The organism is Henriciella sp. (assembly GCF_029937755.1).
Taxonomy (GTDB): domain Bacteria; phylum Pseudomonadota; class Alphaproteobacteria; order Caulobacterales; family Hyphomonadaceae; genus Henriciella.
The window spans coordinates 799,881-817,849 of record NZ_JAPYPG010000001.1 but is presented as its reverse complement, the minus strand read 5'-3'; the positions used below and the strand labels follow the sequence as shown (position 1 = coordinate 817,849).

The 17,969-nt window shown below is 58.4% G+C and carries 19 protein-coding genes; 11 read left to right on the top strand and 8 right to left on the bottom strand.

Annotated elements, in window-relative coordinates; all coding sequences use genetic code 11:
- Positions 1 to 6: 6 nt before the first annotated feature.
- Both sdhD and sdhC read right to left on the bottom strand, forming a co-directional pair.
- Positions 7 to 399, bottom strand: coding sequence for a succinate dehydrogenase, hydrophobic membrane anchor protein (gene sdhD / locus Q1K29_RS04090; protein WP_300391678.1), 393 nt, complete (start codon positions 397 to 399; stop codon positions 7 to 9).
- Positions 400 to 408: 9 nt separating this feature from the next.
- Positions 409 to 810: a succinate dehydrogenase, cytochrome b556 subunit gene (gene sdhC / locus Q1K29_RS04085; protein ID WP_300391677.1), complete on the bottom strand. Its 402-nt coding sequence runs from the start codon at positions 808 to 810 to the stop codon at positions 409 to 411.
- Between the two features lie 91 nt (positions 811 to 901).
- Here sdhC and Q1K29_RS04080 point away from each other — a divergent pair, with 91 nt between their 5' ends.
- Positions 902 to 2,710, top strand: coding sequence for a DUF885 family protein (locus Q1K29_RS04080; RefSeq protein WP_300391676.1), 1,809 nt, complete (start codon positions 902 to 904; stop codon positions 2,708 to 2,710).
- Here the strand turns inward: Q1K29_RS04080 and Q1K29_RS04075 are convergent.
- The gene (locus Q1K29_RS04075) at positions 2,697 to 3,557 is read right to left on the bottom strand and encodes an MBL fold metallo-hydrolase (RefSeq protein WP_300391675.1); all 861 of its coding nucleotides are present in this window, start codon (positions 3,555 to 3,557) and stop codon (positions 2,697 to 2,699) included. The genes Q1K29_RS04080 and Q1K29_RS04075 overlap by 14 nt on opposite strands.
- A gap of 70 nt (positions 3,558 to 3,627) precedes the next feature.
- Between Q1K29_RS04075 and Q1K29_RS04070 the strand changes: the two genes are divergently transcribed.
- The 9 genes from Q1K29_RS04070 to Q1K29_RS04030 all read left to right on the top strand — a co-directional run bounded on the left by Q1K29_RS04070 (position 3,628) and on the right by Q1K29_RS04030 (position 12,272).
- Complete coding sequence (locus Q1K29_RS04070) at positions 3,628 to 3,954, top strand: metalloregulator ArsR/SmtB family transcription factor (protein WP_300391674.1); 327 nt, start codon at positions 3,628 to 3,630, stop codon at positions 3,952 to 3,954.
- 14 nt (positions 3,955 to 3,968) lie between these two features.
- Positions 3,969 to 4,757 (top strand): sulfite exporter TauE/SafE family protein, encoded by a 789-nt coding sequence (locus Q1K29_RS04065; protein WP_366524166.1) that lies wholly within the window; start codon positions 3,969 to 3,971, stop codon positions 4,755 to 4,757.
- Between the two features lie 43 nt (positions 4,758 to 4,800).
- Positions 4,801 to 5,520: a glutamine amidotransferase gene (locus tag Q1K29_RS04060; RefSeq protein ID WP_300391672.1), complete on the top strand. Its 720-nt coding sequence runs from the start codon at positions 4,801 to 4,803 to the stop codon at positions 5,518 to 5,520.
- Between the two features lie 86 nt (positions 5,521 to 5,606).
- Complete coding sequence (locus Q1K29_RS04055) at positions 5,607 to 7,121, top strand: phosphomannomutase/phosphoglucomutase (protein WP_350210686.1); 1,515 nt, start codon at positions 5,607 to 5,609, stop codon at positions 7,119 to 7,121.
- Positions 7,122 to 7,262: 141 nt separating this feature from the next.
- Entirely contained in the window at positions 7,263 to 8,573 is a 1,311-nt protein-coding gene (locus tag Q1K29_RS04050; RefSeq protein ID WP_300391670.1) for a UDP-glucose/GDP-mannose dehydrogenase family protein, read from the top strand.
- Positions 8,573 to 9,523 (top strand): UDP-glucuronic acid decarboxylase family protein, encoded by a 951-nt coding sequence (locus Q1K29_RS04045; protein WP_300391669.1) that lies wholly within the window; start codon positions 8,573 to 8,575, stop codon positions 9,521 to 9,523. The genes Q1K29_RS04050 and Q1K29_RS04045 overlap by 1 nt, the downstream gene beginning before the upstream one ends.
- A gap of 55 nt (positions 9,524 to 9,578) precedes the next feature.
- On the top strand, positions 9,579 to 10,229 hold the full coding sequence (fsa, locus tag Q1K29_RS04040; protein WP_300391668.1) for a fructose-6-phosphate aldolase: 651 nt from the start codon (positions 9,579 to 9,581) through the stop codon (positions 10,227 to 10,229).
- A gap of 119 nt (positions 10,230 to 10,348) precedes the next feature.
- On the top strand, positions 10,349 to 11,347 hold the full coding sequence (locus tag Q1K29_RS04035; RefSeq protein ID WP_300391667.1) for an adenosine kinase: 999 nt from the start codon (positions 10,349 to 10,351) through the stop codon (positions 11,345 to 11,347).
- Between the two features lie 181 nt (positions 11,348 to 11,528).
- Complete coding sequence (locus Q1K29_RS04030) at positions 11,529 to 12,272, top strand: response regulator (protein ID WP_300391666.1); 744 nt, start codon at positions 11,529 to 11,531, stop codon at positions 12,270 to 12,272.
- On the opposite strand, the gene Q1K29_RS04025 is transcribed toward Q1K29_RS04030, so the two are convergent.
- Together Q1K29_RS04025 and Q1K29_RS04020 are read right to left on the bottom strand one after the other, a co-directional pair.
- Positions 12,257 to 12,865: a 2-hydroxychromene-2-carboxylate isomerase gene (locus tag Q1K29_RS04025; RefSeq protein ID WP_300391665.1), complete on the bottom strand. Its 609-nt coding sequence runs from the start codon at positions 12,863 to 12,865 to the stop codon at positions 12,257 to 12,259. The two genes, Q1K29_RS04030 and Q1K29_RS04025, sit on opposite strands and share 16 nt — an antisense overlap.
- A gap of 23 nt (positions 12,866 to 12,888) precedes the next feature.
- Positions 12,889 to 13,617 carry an SDR family oxidoreductase gene (locus Q1K29_RS04020; protein WP_366524165.1) on the bottom strand — a complete coding sequence of 243 codons (729 nt, stop codon included), beginning with the start codon at positions 13,615 to 13,617 and terminating at the stop codon, positions 12,889 to 12,891.
- A 48-nt stretch (positions 13,618 to 13,665) separates the two neighbouring features.
- On the opposite strand from Q1K29_RS04020, the gene Q1K29_RS04015 reads away from it, so the two are divergent.
- The gene (locus Q1K29_RS04015; RefSeq protein ID WP_300391663.1) at positions 13,666 to 14,013 is read left to right on the top strand and encodes a helix-turn-helix domain-containing protein; all 348 of its coding nucleotides are present in this window, start codon (positions 13,666 to 13,668) and stop codon (positions 14,011 to 14,013) included.
- Here Q1K29_RS04015 and hslU read toward each other — a convergent pair.
- The 3 genes from hslU to Q1K29_RS04000 are packed head-to-tail and all read right to left on the bottom strand — an operon-like array spanning position 14,003 to position 17,882.
- On the bottom strand, positions 14,003 to 15,307 hold the full coding sequence (gene hslU, locus Q1K29_RS04010) for an ATP-dependent protease ATPase subunit HslU (protein ID WP_300391662.1): 1,305 nt from the start codon (positions 15,305 to 15,307) through the stop codon (positions 14,003 to 14,005). The two genes, Q1K29_RS04015 and hslU, sit on opposite strands and share 11 nt — an antisense overlap.
- A complete protein-coding gene (gene hslV / locus Q1K29_RS04005) occupies positions 15,307 to 15,876 on the bottom strand; it encodes an ATP-dependent protease subunit HslV (RefSeq protein WP_300391661.1) in 570 nt (189 codons plus the stop codon). Before hslV ends, hslU begins: the two co-directional genes overlap by 1 nt.
- A gap of 50 nt (positions 15,877 to 15,926) precedes the next feature.
- Positions 15,927 to 17,882, bottom strand: coding sequence for a bifunctional diguanylate cyclase/phosphodiesterase (locus tag Q1K29_RS04000; protein WP_300391660.1), 1,956 nt, complete (start codon positions 17,880 to 17,882; stop codon positions 15,927 to 15,929).
- Between the last annotated feature and the right edge of the window lie 87 nt (positions 17,883 to 17,969).

The window sequence follows — 17,969 nt, the reverse complement described above, 5'->3', positions numbered from 1 at the left end:
ACGCTTCTAGACGCCGGCCGAAATCCATATCTTCAGAACCGACAGCGCCGTGGCGGCAAACAGGCCGACGCAGACGAATGTGTTGAGGATGAGCAGACCCTGCTTCATCCCTGCCTTTGCGATATAGTCCTCAACGATGACCTGCATACCGAGGCGCATGTGAAAGAACGCCGCGCCCAGGGTCAGAATCATCAGGATGGCGTTCCAGGGCTGCGAGAGGAAGTCAGTCGCTCCATCAAAGCCTGCCCGGCTGGCCGCGATAACCGCATAAAGGAACCACGGCACCAGAAACACGAGCGCAATGGCAGAGACACGCTGGCGGATGTGATGGTTTGTACCGGCCTTGGCCGAACCAAGGCCGCGTGCGGCGGCGGCTGGGGTCTTGTAATTGGTGCTCATTGTCTCCCCCTAGAACAGATTGGTCGCGAGCGACCAGATTGTTGCGGCAGCGATAATGGCGAAGGCGAAATTGAAGACCGACCACGCACTGGCAACTTTCGGCTGGAAGCCAGCCTTCGGCCCGTCCCAGATCATGTGGCGGATGCCATTGACGAAATGGAAGAGAAGCGAGGTCAGCCAGAAGAAGAGCAGGATCTGCCCGACCGGCGACAACATGATCCCTTCCACGAAGCCATAGGTCTCGGGGCCGGCGGCAATCGAAATGATCCAGATGCTGATGAGAAGCGCACCAAGATAGTTTCCGACGCCTGTGACGCGATGGAAGATCGATGCTGCCATCGTCCAGTGCCACTTCCAGATCTGGAGGTGAGGTGACATCGGACGTGGATCAGTCCACTGTGAACCTGCCATTGATGAGGGCTCCCGAAACCTGCTGAGTTTGTAATGCGGGTTCTAGAATGGTGCGGCGCAGTGTCAACGCGACAAGAAAGGCAGTGATGCAATGAAATCATCCGTCTGGATCCTGACAGGACTTCTTGCCCTTACGTCACCTGCCTATGCCAGAGAGGCGCCGAAGCCCGGTCCGGTGATCACCTCAGAGCCGGCCCCGCAATCCCCCGCAATGGCCGAGATCATTCATCAGTACGAGGCGCTGACACTCGACATCAATCCTGCTGCCAAGGCCCGGTCGGAAGATCGCGCACCCCGCCGATGGCCGGACGTGTCGCAACAGCATGTTGAAAATATCGCCCAGCGCGCACGAGCCCTTCAGCAGGATTTGCTCGCGCTCGAAGACCATACGACACCGGAGTGGAAGATCCTGGGCCATCTCCTGGATGACCTGATCATGCAGGCCGAGTATGATACTGCGCGCATCCCCTTCACAGGGGACTGGGGCTTTCATGCCGAGCCATTCTTTGCCGCCAGCAACCTTCGTTTGCGGAACGAAGAAGAGGCGGAGGCCTGGATTTCGCGCCTGAACGACGTTCCACGCTATTTTTCGCAGCATGCCACCAATATGCGCCGTGGCGTTAGGACCGGCTGGACCTCACACGCCGATCCGCTCTCAACCACGACCGAGCAGGTCCGCGAACAGGTTGTCGATGCGCCGGAAGACAGCGCCTTGTGGGCACCTTTCGAGACGCTGCCGGAGGATATGGACGCCGAAACCGCAGCCTCTTTACGTGCCGCCGGGCGCCAGGCTGTGATGCGCGCGGTAAAATCCTACGAACAGCTACTCACATATCTCGAAACAGATTACGCCATGAACACACGGTCCGAAGCTGGTGTTGGCTCACTGCCAGGCGGACATGATTATTATGAAGCGGCCATCCGCCATCATACTGCGGGCGCAGGCTACTCGCCCGAAGATATCCATAAGCTCGGCCGATCCGAGGTCGCTCGTATCCGGGCGGAGATGGAGAGCGTAATAGATGAGATTGGCTATTCAGGGACCTTTGACGAGTTCCTGGCCTTTCTGCGCTCCGACCCGCAATTTTACGCCAAGACACCCGAGGACCTGCTTGAGAAAGCCGCCCTGATCTCCAAGCGGCTCGACGCCATTCTGCCGCAGTATTTCGGCAAGCTGCCGCGCCTGACCTATGGCGTGGAGCCAGTGCCGGCCTCTATCGCACCTGGCTATACAACAGGGCGTTATTCTGGCGGCAATCCGGAAGAGGGGATGTCAGGGACCTATCTGGTCAACACCTATGCGCTCGACCAGCGTCCACTCTATGAGCTGCCAGCTTTGTCGGCACACGAAGCCGTGCCCGGCCACCATATCCAGATCGCGCTGGCTCAGGAGCTTGAGGACGTCCCTTATTTTCGCAAGAACTATTACGCGACGGCCTTCGGCGAAGGCTGGGGCCTTTATGCCGAGACGCTGGCCGGCGAAGCGGGTATCTATCGCACACCCTATGAACGCTTTGGCGCGCTCTCTTACGAGATGTGGCGGGCCTGCCGGCTTGTCGCAGACACGGGCATGCACTGGTATGGCTGGTCACGGGAGGAAGCCGAAGCCTGCTTCGAGAAGAATTCCGCCCTCGCGCCACTCAACATCCAGACGGAAGTGACACGCTATATCGGCTGGCCCGGTCAGGCGACCGCCTACAAGATCGGTGAGCTGAAGATCCTGGAACTGCGTGATCGGGCGAAAACCGCCCTCGGACCCGACTTCGACATCCGTGCCTTCCACGACACCGTGCTGGGGGCAGGGTCTCTGCCGCTCGATGCCCTTGAGACGCGTGTCGATGACTGGATCGCACGCCAGCAGGGCAGCGCACAGTCAGACCCGGACGTTACGGCGCCGTAGCTGTTACTGGAATCTTCAGATAGGTTTTGCCGTCAGCCTCTTCCGGCGGCAACGCCCCGGCGCGGATGTTCACTTGCAGGGACGGAAGGATGAGGCGAGGCGCATCAAGTTTCGCGTCGCGGGCTGTCCGCATTGCCACAAATTCTGCTTCGCTGACGCCGTCATGAACATGCTTGTTGCTGGTGCGCTCCTCGGCGACAGTGGTTTCCCAGCGATATTCGTTGCGGCCGTCCGGCAGGTAGTCGTGGCCAACAAAGATCCGCGTTTCTTGCGGCAGTGACAGGATTTTCCGGATAGAGCGGTAGAGCGTTGCGGCATCCCCTCCCGGGAAATCGGCACGCGCCGTCCCGAAGTCGGGCATGAACAGCGTATCGCCGACAAAAGCCGCGTCCTTGATGACATAGGTGAGACAGGCCGGCGTATGTCCCGGTGTATGCATTACGCGGACACTCAAGTTACCAATCTTGAACGTATCGTCATCTGAGAACAGCCGGTCAAAGACGTGGCCATCGGGGATGACGTCCAGGGCGTTGAACACGGGTTTGAAAATTTTCTGTACGTCCTGGATATGCTCGCCGATGCCGTACAATGCGCCCGTCTGTTTGCGGATGTAGTCCCCGGCGGACAGGTGGTCTGCGTGAGCGTGCGTGTCGAGAACATAGACAACCTCCAGTCCACGATCACTCGCCTCGGCAAGGACCGCGTCGGCAGAACGCGTATGCAGCTTACCCGCCGCAGGATCGAAATCGAGGACAGGATCGATGATGGCCGCTTTTGAAGTTTCGGTATCTGCTACGAGATAGGTAACGGTGGACGTATCCGGATCGAAAAATGCTTTGATATCCATGTGTCTTGTCTCCTTATGCAGATAATATATTAGCACTTGCTTATTTAGCAATACCTAATATATATAAGCCATGCTTGATACTGCTCTCGAGCCGGCCCGACTGGAGGCCAAGGCCAGCGCTGCAGCGGATTTCCTGCGTGTCATGGCGAATGAAAAGCGCCTCATGATCCTCTGCCAGCTTGTGAGCGGGGAGAAGAGCGTGGGGCAATTGCTGGAAGGGTCGGATCTTTCGCAATCGGCGCTGTCTCAACACCTGGCAAAACTTCGCGACGAAAAGCTCGTAACCACGCGCCGGTCTGGCCAGACGATCTTCTATGCGATCGACCATCAGGCTGCAGCCAGACTACTTGAAACCCTCGCCGATATCTTCTGTCCTGACCTCCGCGAGAACCCCTGAACCACGCTATGCTTATGGATCCCGTCACCATCATGACTGCCCTCGCAAGCGGCGCGCTTGTCGGTCTGCTCCTGTCATCCTTTGGCGGTGGCGGTTCGGTGCTGGCGGCTCCGCTGCTGCTCTATTTTGTGGGCGTTGGCGACCCGCATGTGGCGATCGGCACGTCGGCAGCGGCCGTTGCGGCTACAGCGTTGATCAGTCTTTTCGGACACTGGAAGGGTGGTCGCGTGAAGTGGCCCTGCGCCAGTGTGTTTGCTGGTGCCGGTTTGATTGGTTCCATTCTCGGATCGACGATCGCCAAGGTCATCCAGGGTGATCAGCTCCTGCTTGGCTTTTCCATCGCCATGGTCGCGATCGCTCTTTCGATGTTCCGCAAACCAAAGACCACCGGCGACCCGGACGTGCACCTCGACTTTCGCCTGCTTGTCCGTCTCTTGCCGCTAGGCGTTCTTGTCGGTTTCGCAGCCGGCTTCTTCGGTATTGGGGGCGGTTTTCTCATCGTCCCCGGGCTTCTGTACGCGACCGGCATGACAATGGCAGCAGCCACCGCCTCATCGCTCGTTTCCGTATCCCTGTTTGGTGCGGCGACTTCGTCGAACTATGCTCTCGATGGACTGGTCGATTATCGGCTTGCTGCGCTCCTGTTGGCGGGAGGATTCGTGGGAGGCCTCGCCGGACAATACGTGGCGAAACTTCTGGAGCCGCGCGCACAGCTGGCGCGCAAAGCATTCGCAAGCTTCATCATCCTCGTTGCCGCCTATGTCGGCTGGAACGCCATCTCTTCGCTGACAGCTGTGGCGTGAACGCCCCTTATCCCGAAACGCTTTTTCGGCTAACGGGACGAGCATGAAACTCACCATTCTGGAAACTGGCCTGCCGCCGCAGGCGATCCGGGCGGACTGGCCACGCTATCCGGCCATGTTCGAGGATCTCATCTCTCCGCACATGCCGGACATGACATGCGAAAGCATCCCGATTGTCGAAGGCGCGCCTTTTCCTGCCCTTGAGAACGTCGAAGCCGTTCTCGTGACCGGCTCGGCGGCGGGCGTTTATGAAGATCATGAATGGATGGCGCCTCTCTTTGACTTCATCCGGCGCGCTGGCGATGAGCGTATTCCCCAGATCGGCGTCTGTTTCGGCCATCAGGCCATCGCCGCCGCAATGGGGGCGAGGGTCGAGAAATCCGATAAGGGGTGGGGACTCGGCCGTCATATCTATGACATCTGCTATAAGCCGGACTGGATGACAGGCCTTAAGGGCGAGACATTTTCTCTTGGGGTCAGCCATCAGGACCAGGTGTTGAGCCTCCCGGAAGGTGCTCGTCTCGTGGCCGCCTCGGATTTCACGCCTTACGCCGTGCTTGATTATGGCGAGGTGCCAGCGATCAGCTTTCAGGGCCATCCGGAGTTTTCCGGCGGCTTCTGTTGTGCGCTCTACAATGTACGCCGCGGTACCGCCTTTAGTGCGGAACGTGTGGATGAGGCCTGCGACAGCCTTGAAGTGCCCGTTCACAACGAGCTTGTCGGCCAATGGATGGCCGAATTTTTGCGCAGCCATGTCCGATGAACCTGGATTATCGCACAGCCACTGGAATTCATTCATACATTCGTGCCAAGTGAGCCTAGCCAAATAGAGGGAGAGACGCGCCCATGATGCCGAAACCGCGCGCCGATATTGCCGCCAACACGATCGAATTCGAGACACTGCCCCTCGTGAAGCCCACCGGCTTTCGCGAGTATGATGCTCGCTGGTGGTTCGGGATACCGGGAAACGAGAAAGCGCCAGAGCTGAACCTGCTCGGTGCGGAGGCGCTGGGGCTGGGCATGGCAACACTGTTCCACGAGCTGGGCGTTCAGCCCAAGGTCGTGACGGGCCACGATTTCCGCTCCATCTCCCTGCCGATCAAGAATGCGCTGAAACTTGGCCTTGTCGCCGGCGGTTGCGAAGTACTCGACATCGGCCTCGCACTTTCCCCCATGGTTTACTGGTCCCAGTTCGAGCTCGACGCCGACTGTTGCGCGATGGTGACCGCCAGCCACAATGAGAATGGCTGGACAGGGGTGAAGATGGGCGCGAACAAGCCGCTTACCTTCGGGCCAGACGAGATGGGGCGGCTAAAGGAAATCGTACTGAATGGCGGCTTCCAGCCGCGCGCTGGCGGCGGAGCCTTCCGCGTCGACGGTCTTCGCGAGAAATACATTGCGTCGGTTGCTGACAGCATCAGTCTGAAGCGCAAGATCAAGGTCGTTGCAGCCTGCGGCAACGGGACGGCAGGGGCCTTCGCCCCCGATGCGCTGCGGGCCATGGGTGCGGAAGTGATCGAGATGGATTGCGATCTCGACAACACCTTCCCGAAATACAACCCCAACCCGGAAGACAGCGAGATGCTGCACGCCATGGCGAAGGCCGTGAAGGAATATGGTGCGGACGTTGCGCTAGGCTTTGATGGCGATGGCGACCGCTGCGGCGTCGTCGACAATACGGGCGAGGAAATCTTTGCAGACAAGATTGGCCTGATGCTGGCGCGCGACCTGTCTAAAGTGCACCCTGGCGCCAAGTTCGTTGTCGATGTGAAATCGACCGGTCTCTACAAGACCGACCCGGTCCTGAAGGAGAACGGCTCCACCGTCGACTATTACAAGACCGGCCATTCCTACATCAAACGCCGCACGACAGATCTCGGCGCGCTGGCTGGGTTTGAAAAGTCAGGCCATTTCTTTTTCCGCCCGCCGATCGGGCTTGGCTATGATGATGGCCTCGTCGCTGCCGGCGCGATTCTGCAGATGCTTGACCGCAACCCGGACAAGACAATGGCCGACCTTCGCGATGAGCTTGGCATTGCCTACACCTCGCTCACCATGTCTCCGCATTGCGATGACGAGCTGAAATACGGCGTCGTCGACAAGATGGTAGAAGAATACAAGGACCTCGAGGGCACAGAAATCCTTGGCCGCAAGGTGACCGAAGTGAATACCGTGAACGGCGCACGCGTGACGCTGGAAGATGGGTCCTGGGTGCTTGTCAGAGCCTCCTCCAACAAGCCGGAGCTCGTCGTCGTGGTCGAAAGCCTTCAATCGCCCGACGACATGCGCGACCTCTTCCATAAGGAAGTGAGGCCGCGGCTCGGTAAACACGAGGAAGTCGGCGCCTACAATCAGGAAATCTGATCGCCGCGCTCATCACGAAGGTATGGTCCATATGGCATTGTTTTGAAATGGCTGGCCTGCCCCGCCCGGCTTGACCTTTGGTGAGAAAAATCGCACCCCTCGCGGCACTCGAAGTGGCGTAGATCAAGACGGGATATTTCCATGCGCGTAGCGATGATCGGAACGGGCTATGTGGGCCTCGTTAGCGGGGCGTGTTTTGCGGATTTCGGCCATGTGGTCACCTGCGTTGACAAGGATGCCTACAAGATCGAGCGCCTGAAGAAGGGCGAGATTCCGATCTATGAACCGGGCCTTGATGACCTGGTTGCCCAGAACGTGAATGCCGGACGCCTCACCTTCACGACGGAAGCAGAAGACGCGATTGCCGAAGCCGACGCTGTTTTTATTGCCGTCGGCACACCCTCGCGGCGTGGGGACGGCCATGCTGACCTGTCCTATGTCTATGCAGCCGCTGAGGAGATTGCCGAACTCATGAACGGCTTTACCGTGGTCGTCACCAAATCGACAGTGCCCGTGGGGACTGGTGACGAAGTCGAGGCGATCATCCGCAAGGCCAAGCCGGACGCCGATTTCGCGGTTGTCTCCAATCCGGAATTCCTGCGCGAAGGCGCCGCCATCAAGGATTTCAAGATCCCCGACCGGGTCGTCGTCGGCACCGACACCGAGCGCGCCCGGGACGTGATGCGCGAACTCTACCGTCCGCTCTTCCTCAATGAGACGCCAATTCTGTTTACCTCACGGCGGACCTCTGAGCTGATCAAGTACGCCGCGAATGCCTTCCTGGCCGTGAAAATCACCTTCATCAACGAAATGGCCGACCTTTGCGAAGCTGTCGGCGCAAACGTTCAGGAAGTGTCCCGCGGCATTGGACTTGATGGCCGGATCGGCCGCAAATTCCTGAATGCCGGCCCCGGCTATGGCGGCTCATGCTTCCCGAAGGACACACTGGCGCTGACCAAGACCGCCAACGAGGCAGGCTGCCCGGTGCGCATCGTAGATACAGTGGTCGAGGTCAATGACCGCCGCAAGAAAGCCATGGCCGAAAAAATCATCAAGGCCATGGGCGGGGATGTGAAGGGCAAGACGGTCGGCGTCCTCGGACTCGCCTTCAAGCCGAATACAGACGATATGCGCGATGCGCCGAGCCTCGACATCATCCCGGCCCTGATTGAGGCTGGTGCCATCGTCCGCGCATATGACCCCGAAAGCATGCATGAGGCGCAGAAGCTGATGACCGGCCTCGATTATGCCGACGACGCCTATGGCGCGATCGATGGCGCTGACGCCATGGTCATCATCACCGAGTGGGACCAGTTCCGCGCCCTTGATCTCGACCGCGTAAAGGAGACGCTGAAAAGCAACGTCGTGGTGGATCTGCGCAACATCTATGCGCCGGAAGACATGGCAAAACGCGGCTTCGATTATATCTCCGTTGGCCGGCCGGCGGTCTGATGCACCTCGCGCCCCGCATCCTCGTCACGGGCGGCGCCGGGTTCATCGGCTCCTTCCTGTGCGCCCGCCTCCTGGAAGAGGGGGCTGAGGTTCTTTGTGTCGATAATTTCTTCACAGGCACACGCACCAATGTCGCCCATCTCATGGATAATCCGCGCTTCGAGCTGATGCGTCACGATGTGACCTTCCCGCTCTTCGTGGAGGTTGACCAGATCTACAATCTGGCCTGTCCGGCAAGCCCTGTTCATTATCAGTTCGACCCGGTCCAGACGACGAAGACCTCCGTACATGGGGCGATTAACGTGCTTGGCCTTGCAAAGCGAACCAAGGCAAAAATCCTGCAGGCATCTACCTCAGAGGTCTATGGCGATCCGGAGATCCACCCGCAAACGGAAGACTATTGGGGCCATGTGAACCCGATCGGACCACGCTCATGCTATGACGAAGGCAAGCGTTGCGCCGAGACCCTGTTCTTCGACTATCACCGCCAGCATGGCATGGAGATCAAGGTGGCCCGCATCTTCAACACCTATGGGCCACGGATGCATCCCAATGACGGACGCGTTGTCTCCAACTTTATAATGCAGGCCCTTCGAGGCGAAGACATCACGCTCTATGGCGATGGCCAGCAGACACGAAGCTTCTGTTATGTCGACGACCTCGTTGACGGCCTTGTGCGCCTAATGAACACTGGGCCGGAGACCACTGGCCCGATCAATCTCGGCAATCCGGGCGAATTCACCATCAAAGAACTCGCCGAACTGGTCATCGAGCTGACCGGCGCACAATCGCAACTGGTACACAAACCGCTGCCGCAGGATGATCCGCGTCAGCGCCAGCCCGACATCACCCGTGCCAAGAGGGCCCTCGACTGGGAACCTACTGTCAGGCTTCGTGATGGGCTGCAGAAGACGGTCGATTATTTTAAGGAACTCATCGCGGCGGCCTAGCGAACCGCCCTGCCGCTTGTTACATCGCAGGCTACACTTTGCAGGAGCCTCAGCCATGAAATTCTTTGTCGATACCGCCGATACGAGCGAAATCAAGGAACTGGCCGATGCCGGCCTGATTGACGGGGTAACAACCAACCCATCCCTGGTCGCAAAATCGGGCCGGAAATTCTCTGACGTTATTGCGGAGATCTGCGATCTGACATCCGGTCACGTCAGCGCAGAAGTTGTCGCCACGGAATACCAGGCAATGGTGAATGAGGGGCGCACGCTTCAGAAGATCGCTTCGAACGTGGCCGTCAAACTGCCGCTTACAATGGACGGCCTGAAGGCCTGCCGTACACTTGCCAATGAAGGTACCGCGGTGAATGTCACCCTGTGCTTTTCCGCAAACCAGGCCCTTCTCGCCGCCAAGGCAGGCGCAACCTATATATCGCCCTTCATCGGGCGGCTCGATGACCTCAACATTGATGGTATGGAACTTATCGAGGACATCCGCACGATCTACGATAACTATATGTTCGAGACCCAGATTCTGGCCGCCTCTATCCGTGGACCGAACCATGTGAAGGAGTCTGCGCTAGCGGGCGCTGATGTTGCCACCGTTCCACCGGCCGTCCTGCGCAGTCTGATCAATCATCCACTGACCGATAAGGGGCTTGCCGCCTTCCTGGCCGATGCACAGAAGGCCGGCGTTACGATCTAGAGCCAGCCTTTTAGGGCAGGCGACTGCGGACAAGCGAAGTAATATTCCGGTACTAGCTTGCTTCGGCGCTCAAGGTTTGCGAAGCCAAGCGCTGTTCCCGTCAATAAAGAGAGGTGCGCGTGGCAGATATCGAGTTCGACGTCGTTGGTCTTGGAAACGCAATTGTGGACATGATTGCCCCGGTCGAGGACTCCTTTCTGGAGGAGTACGAAATTCGCAAGAACGGCATGACCCTGATCGATGAACCGCGCGCCGATACGCTGACCAAAGCCGCTCCGGATGCTCGCCAGCTATCAGGTGGTTCGGGAGCCAATACGATTGCCGGGCTCGCCAGCTTTGGTGCCCGAGCCGGCTATATCGGGAAGGTCTCGAAAGATGCGCTGGGCGATGTCTTCCGCAAGGACATGAATGACAGCGGCATTCCCTTCACCACGCCGCCGCTTGCTGAAGGTCCGGCTACGGCGCGCTCGATCATCTTCGTAACCCCTGACGGGGCACGCAGCATGAACACCTTTCTCGGGGCGTCAGTGCTCTTCTCGCCTGAAGACGTCCAGGAAGACATGGTCTCGAAAGCGGCCATTCTCTATCTGGAAGGCTATCTCTTCGATCAGGAAGCCGCGAAAGCCGCCTTCGTGCATGCGTCCGAAATCGCGAAGGCTGCAGGCCGCCAGGTGTCACTTACGCTATCGGACAGCTTCTGTGTGGAACGTCACCGCGAGAGCTTCCTCCATCTTATCCGAAACCATGTCGACATCCTGTTCGCCAATGAGGATGAACTGCTGTCCCTCTACGAAACGGATGACTTCGATGCCGCAGTCGAAAAACTTCGCGAGGACACAGCCCTTGCTGCGGTTACCCGATCGGAGAAGGGCTCTGTCGTCATTGGAGACGGAGAGCCGATCCATGTTGCTGCCGAGCCAGTGAAAGACGTGATCGATACGACAGGCGCCGGCGACCAGTATGCAGCCGGTTTCCTGTTCGGGGTCTCGAAGGGCCTTCCATTACAGATTTGCGCCAAGCTTGGGCATATCGCTGCAGCCGAGGTGATTTCTCACTATGGGCCCCGACCCGAGACGCCTTATGCAGAGCTCGCGAAAAAGGCTGCCATTCTGGCCTGATCAGGCAATCTTGCCACCGTAGCGCCTGGCAGGTGCTGCGGTAGCTGCTCCAAGCTGCCTTCCATTCCTTCAGCCAAACTGCTGCTCGCGCGACGACAGCGGAGGCAATGGTTCCTATACCTCGCCGCATAAAGCTGCGAGCATTCCGCAAAGCGGAAGACAGACAAAAGTTGTGACCAGAATGGACCAGATCGAGGCGACAATACCCTTCCTGAGGCGGTATGCGCGGGCCGCCACGGGTAACAGGGCCTCAGCCGATGAGCTGGTCGCGGTCATGCTTGAAAAGATTTCGGAATCCGATCCGGATCCGCACGAACCGGGCCTGCGATGCCATCTATATGGCGTGCTTGATGCACATTTGGTAACAAGATTTCCGGATGCAGGTGCTAATGCCACCCGGTCGCTCGCCAGTTCCGAGCGCAGAGCCCTCCTGCTAACGGAGCTGGAAAACTTTTCGGTTGCAGAAGTCGCCACGATCATGGGAAAGCCGGAGATTGAGGTCCTCGATCTACTCCTCGCTGCCCGACAAAAAGAAGCCTCCGCCCTCCCTACAGATGTCTACATGATAGAGGACGAGGCACTTATCGCTGCCCATATTGCCAGTATTATCCACGGCATGGGTCACACCGTGATCGGAACCGCATCAGAAGCCAGAGCCGCCATGACAGCTTGCCAGGACCTGCGGCCAGGCCTGGTCCTCTCTGATGTCATCCTGAACGATGAGGCTTCGGGCGCCGATGTGGCAACTGAAATCGCCTCACTTTACGGGATTCCGGTTGTCTTCATCACCGCCTTCCCACACGCCTTGTTGCGCGGCGAAACAGGAGAGCCGACCTTTCTCGTGGAAAAGCCGTTCACACCGAAAACCATCAAGGCCATAATTGGCCAGGCCTTGCTTCAGTCACGGGCTCAGCCGACGGGTTGAGGCCCCTTGAGAAGCTCAGCCGCATAGTCAAGCCGGTCATGGCCGAAGAAGAGTGTGTCTCCAACGAAAAAGCTGGGGGTGCCGAACGCGCCGCGCTCAAGTGCATTCTCCGTGTTGGCGATCATCGCTGATTTGGCGTTTGTATCTTCTGACAGAGCGACCATTTTCGTCCCATCCAGTCCGGCCGCTTCGCAGACCGCCTTAACCTGGTCGAGTTCATCTGTCTTCAACGGCTCGGGGGCAGCCCATACGTGATGAAAGATAGTCCGGATGAAGCTCTCCTGATCAGAACCGGTCAATGCGCAAGCGATACGAAGGACCGGCCGAGTGTTCATCATCGGGAAATGAGGATTCATACGAAAACTGATTCCGTAGCGATCACAGCTGCGCTGCAGGTCCTTCTGCATGTAGGTCGCCTTTGCAGGCACCATTCCAGGAGGGCGGTTGCCGGTATTCTTCATGATCGCGCCAAGGAAGACGGGTCGGTAGACCAACTGCGCTTCGACGCCTTTCAGATAGTGAGGCAACGCATGAAAGGCGACATAGGAGTAAGGGCTGATAAAATCGAAACAGAATTCAAGTTTTCGGGTCATTCTTATCTCCAGCGCATTCCAATTTAGAACTTTTCAATCCAAGGCCTGAGGTCGAGCTCATGCGTCCATGCCGTTCGTGGTTGATTGTGGAGCATCCAATAGGCTTCGGCGATGGCTTCCGGGTCCAGGATGCCATCCTCATCCTTAAGCTTATAGCGATCAGGAAAGTTCTTCCGGATAAATGCCGTATCGATCGCTCCATCAATGACTGAGTGCGCCACATGGATTCCTTGTGGTCCCAATTCACGCGCCATGGATTGGGCGAGCGCGCGTAAGGCGAACTTTGCCCCTGCAAAGGCCGAAAAGCCCGCGCCGCCACGCATCGAGGCCGTCGCACCAGTAAAGATTATTGTGCCCGTCTTGCGGGGCAGCATTACGCGCGCTGCTTCCCTGCCTGCGAGAAAACCGGCGAAAGCCGCCATTTCCCAGACCTTGCGATAAATACGCGCCGTCGTGTCGGTGATTGGGAAATGGACATTCGCGCCGATATTGAAGATCATCGCGCCAACTGGACCGGCCTCGCGCTCCACACGATCGAACAGCGCGATCATCTGGTCCTCGTCGCGCGCGTCGCACCCGGCCGCTTCCGCCTCAAGACCCGCTGCACGGATACTTTCGACCAGTGGCAGCACCGCCTCTTCTGTCCTTCTCACACAAATGGCAGCAAATCCGCCACGCGCAAAACGTCTTGCAATTGCCCCGCCCGTCGCGTCTCCTGCGCCTATGATGATCGCTGCCTGTTTCATGCCGATTTCAGTTCCATTTTGGAACTCTAGCAAATTGGTTTATGGTCTGTCATCATGAAATGGACCGAACTCGAAGAAAATTGGTGCCCCGTGGCGCGAACGCTGACCCTGGTTGGCGATCGCTGGACCCTGCTGATCCTGCGGGACTGCTTTCTCGGGAGCTCAAAGTTCGAGGAATTTGCCGCCAATACGGGAGCAACGCGCCATATTATCTCCAGCCGACTCAAGCGGCTTGTGGAAGCAGGCATTCTTGAGCGCAAGCTCTATGTAGAGCGGCCCAAACGTTACGAATATCTGCTCACCGAAAAGGGACGGGAGTTCGGCCCTGCTCTGATGACCTTCCGCGACTGGGGCAAGAAACATCTGCCCGTGCGGCGCTCAGCCAGCGCTGCTAAAGGATAAATTTCGACAGATCGGTATTGCCGGCCAGGTCCGAGAGCTGGGCCTCCACATAATCAGCCGTGATGGTCACAGTCTCGCCTGAGCGGTCAGGCGCAGTAAAGCTGATCTCATCCAGCAGGCGCTCAAGTACCGTCTGCAGGCGCCGCGCACCGATATTCTCAACCGTATCGTTTACGCGCACCGCAATATCGGCAAGGGCATCGATAGCAGCATCATCGAACTTCAGCTCAATGCCTTCCGACTTCATCAGGGCTTCATACTGCCGGATCAGAGAGGCTTCAGGTTCTACAAGGATGCGGCGCATGTCATCCCGGGACAGAGCGTTCAGCTCAACCCGGATCGGCAACCGGCCCTGCAATTCCGGCAGCAGATCCGATGGCTTGGCAACATGAAACGCGCCCGACGCAATGAACAGGATGTGATCGGTCTGCACCGGTCCACGGCGGGTGGAGACCGTGGTTCCCTCAATCAAGGGAAGCAGGTCGCGCTGCACGCCTTCGCGGCTGACGTCGGCGCCGCTGCGCTGGCTCGCGCCGGCAACCTTGTCGATCTCATCAAGAAAGACGATGCCATCCGACTCAACCAGCCGGATTGCCTCGCGCTGCACGCTTTCCTCATCAATCAGCTTGTCGGCCTCCTCGCCAATAAGCGGCTTGTAGGCATCGCGTACGGTTGTGCGCACACGCTTGGTACGCCCGCCCATGGCCTTGCCAAGCAGATCGCCGAGATTGACCATTCCCATGGACCCACCGCCACCGGGCAGGTCCATCATGGGCATGGGATTACTCGAATCTGAAAGCTCGATATCGATATCCTTATCGTCGAGCTCACCAGTGCGCAGCTTGTTGCGAAACACTTCGCGCGTAGAGCTTTGAGCATCCTCGCCCACCAGCGAATCTAGCAGGCGGTCTTCCGCAGCCTCGCGCGCCTGTTCCTCGACAGTCTTGCGCCGCTGCTGCTTCACCATGCTGACTGCAGACTCGACCAGATCCCGAATAATCTGTTCCACATCGCGTCCGACATAGCCGACTTCAGTGAACTTCGTGGCTTCGACCTTGAGAAAGGGAGCGTTCGCGAGCTTGGCCAGACGGCGCGAAACCTCGGTCTTGCCGACACCGGTCGGGCCAATCATCAAGATATTCTTCGGCGTAATTTCGTCCCGTAGGTTCTCAGGCGCCTGCTTCCGGCGCCAGCGATTACGCAGCGCGAGCGCCACAGCACGCTTGGCATCTGCCTGGCCAACAATATGGCGGTCGAGCTCCGCAACGATTTCTTTCGGGGTCAACATATCCATTAGGTCTTGAGATCCAGGGTCTCGACAGAAAAATTCGCATTTGTGTAGACGCAGATGTCGGCGGCGATCTCCATGGCCTGACGACCGAGCGCCTCGGCATCCTTTTCGTAGGCGTAGAGCGCACGCGCCGCAGCAAGCGCGTAGTTCCCGCCAGAGCCAACAGCGACAACATTGTGTTCGGGCTCAAGAACATCCCCGGCGCCCGTAATGACCAGGGTCACTTCCTTATCGGCAACGATCAGCAGCGCTTCGAGCTTCTGAAGGTATTTTTCCGTTCGCCAGTCCTTGGCAAGCTCAACGGCAGCGCGCTGCAGCTGGTTGGGGTGGCGCTCGAGTTTCTGTTCGAGGCGTTCAAACAAGGTGAAGGCGTCGGCAGTGGCCCCGGCAAAGCCGGCCAGGATCGCATTGTCACTGCCAAGGCGGCGCACCTTGCGGGCATTCCCTTTCATGACGGTCTGGCCCATCGAGACCTGTCCATCACTCAGGATCACAACCTTGTCTTCGGTGCGCACGGCAAGAATTGTCGTGCCGTGCCACAGCGGGGAGCGGGAAGTATCGTTCTCTGTCACGAAAGGGGATGTGGCGCACCCACGATCACTTCGCAAGGGCCTGCCAGTGCTCAGCCTGCATTGGCTGTTGAATTATCCCGGTCGACGATGAGCATCTCGATGAATTTCTCCATCGATACGGGCGGGCTGTAATAATAGCCTTGGTACTGGTCGCAACCGCGTCTGCGCAGGAAATTCTGCTGGGCCTCGGTCTCGACACCTTCAGCCACCGTCTCCATGCCAAGCGTCTCGGCCATGCCAAGGATCATCTCGACAATCGCGGGCGCCTGCTTGTCGGTATAGAGGCTGGAAATAAAAGCGCGGTCGATCTTGAACACGTCATAAGGCAGTCGACCCAGCATGGACAGGTTGGAGTGGCCGGTGCCAAAATCGTCGATGGCGAGCCTAACTCCCATTGTCTTGAGCGGATTGATAACATCTTTCAGCCGGTCTGGATCGGAGACGGCAACACTCTCGGTGATCTCCAGCTGCAACAGCCGTGGGGGAAGCCCGGCCTCACTCATCGCACGGATGATCATGGCGCCCAGGTCCTCGGACTCGAACTGTAACGGTGAGACATTGACGGCAACCGAGACATCCCGGAAGCCCCGGGCATGCCACTGCGCGGCAGCGCGGCAGGCTTGCTCGGTAATCTGCATACCGATCTGACCGATCTGCCCCGTCGCTTCGGCCACAGGAATAAAAACGCTCGGCGAAACGATGCGCCCACTTTCCAGCTTCCAGCGTGCCAGGGCCTCTGCACCGACTATACGGCCTGTACGCAAATCCACCTTGGGCTGGAAAACAGGTACGAAGCGCCGATTTTCGACAGCCGCGCGGACTTCCGCCTCAAGTCGCTTGCGGGCGGCGGTCTGGCGGTCGAACTTTGGCGAATAGAACTGGAAATTCACAGTCTCGGCGCGGCGTGCCTGATAAAGCGCAGATTCAGCGCGCTTGCGGATTTCGGTCGGTGACTGACCATCCTCTGGAATAATGACGATCCCGGCGCGCGCCGGCAGACGGAAGGACTGGCCGCCAATTTCATAGGGTTGCCGCAGCAGATCCAGCATCTGGCGCACAAACCGCATCACATCCGCTCGGGTCCCGATCCTGTCAACCAGAACGGCAAATTCATCTGACTGCAGCGCAAAGACCGGCCAGCTTCCGGCCGGCATTGAGTATTCCTTTTCCTGATCGGCAACATATTGAGAGAGGCGCCGCGCAAGGGCGGCATGGACTTCATTCGGCATGATCATGCCATGCGACTCGGAAAAATGCTGCAGGCCTTCCGCATCCAGAAGAACGTAGGCCGCCGGCTCCTCGAACGAACAGCCGGAGATCACATCCGTCAGCTGCTCGGTCAGTTTTGCCGAATTGCCCAAGCCGGTTCGCTCATCGCTGTAGGCGGCTTGCTGTAACTTGATATTCTCCGCCCGCAGCCGTCGCATCGTTCTCACGAGATCGACCTGAAGATAGCGAAACTCTTCAAAACTCAGCTGTGTGCTGCTGGCTTGTGACAATCGCCCCTCGCCAAGTCGCTTGAGGGTTTCCGCAAGACCCTCAATCTGGGAACTGGTGATGCGCCCGAAAAAGCTCGATAGCCAGAAGGCCAGCCCGACAACGATCAGCGTCGTGGTGAGCATGACTGGCAGGGGGATAAGAAAGCCATTGGACATAATCTGGTCGGCATGGATCGTTGCGATCTGCTGCCCGCCCGCCATAACGGAAAAGGTCTCGCCGCGTTGATTTGCATCACCAGATCCGGCTACGACAGTCCCGTTCATGTCTGTCACAACGACATCGCCAGGCGCGATCGCTGACACGATGTTCTCAACCTCGGCCATATCTCCCGCGGCAAAAGGCGGCGCGACCGCCTCCGCAATCCGTGCGGCGAGGATATCATTGGCCTCCTCGGTGCGGGAATGTGCCGCAGTTAAATACGCCACATCGAACAGGATCGACAAAACCAGCGCGAGTACTCCGGCCGTTGCCGGAACAACCGTTGAAAAGCGTGCCTTGGCAAGCATGCGGGTGAGTTTGACAAGTACTTGCAGGAGGGGGCCTCGGCGGGTTCGTGCTTCAGATCTGAACGCTGAAGCATAACTCCCACTGAA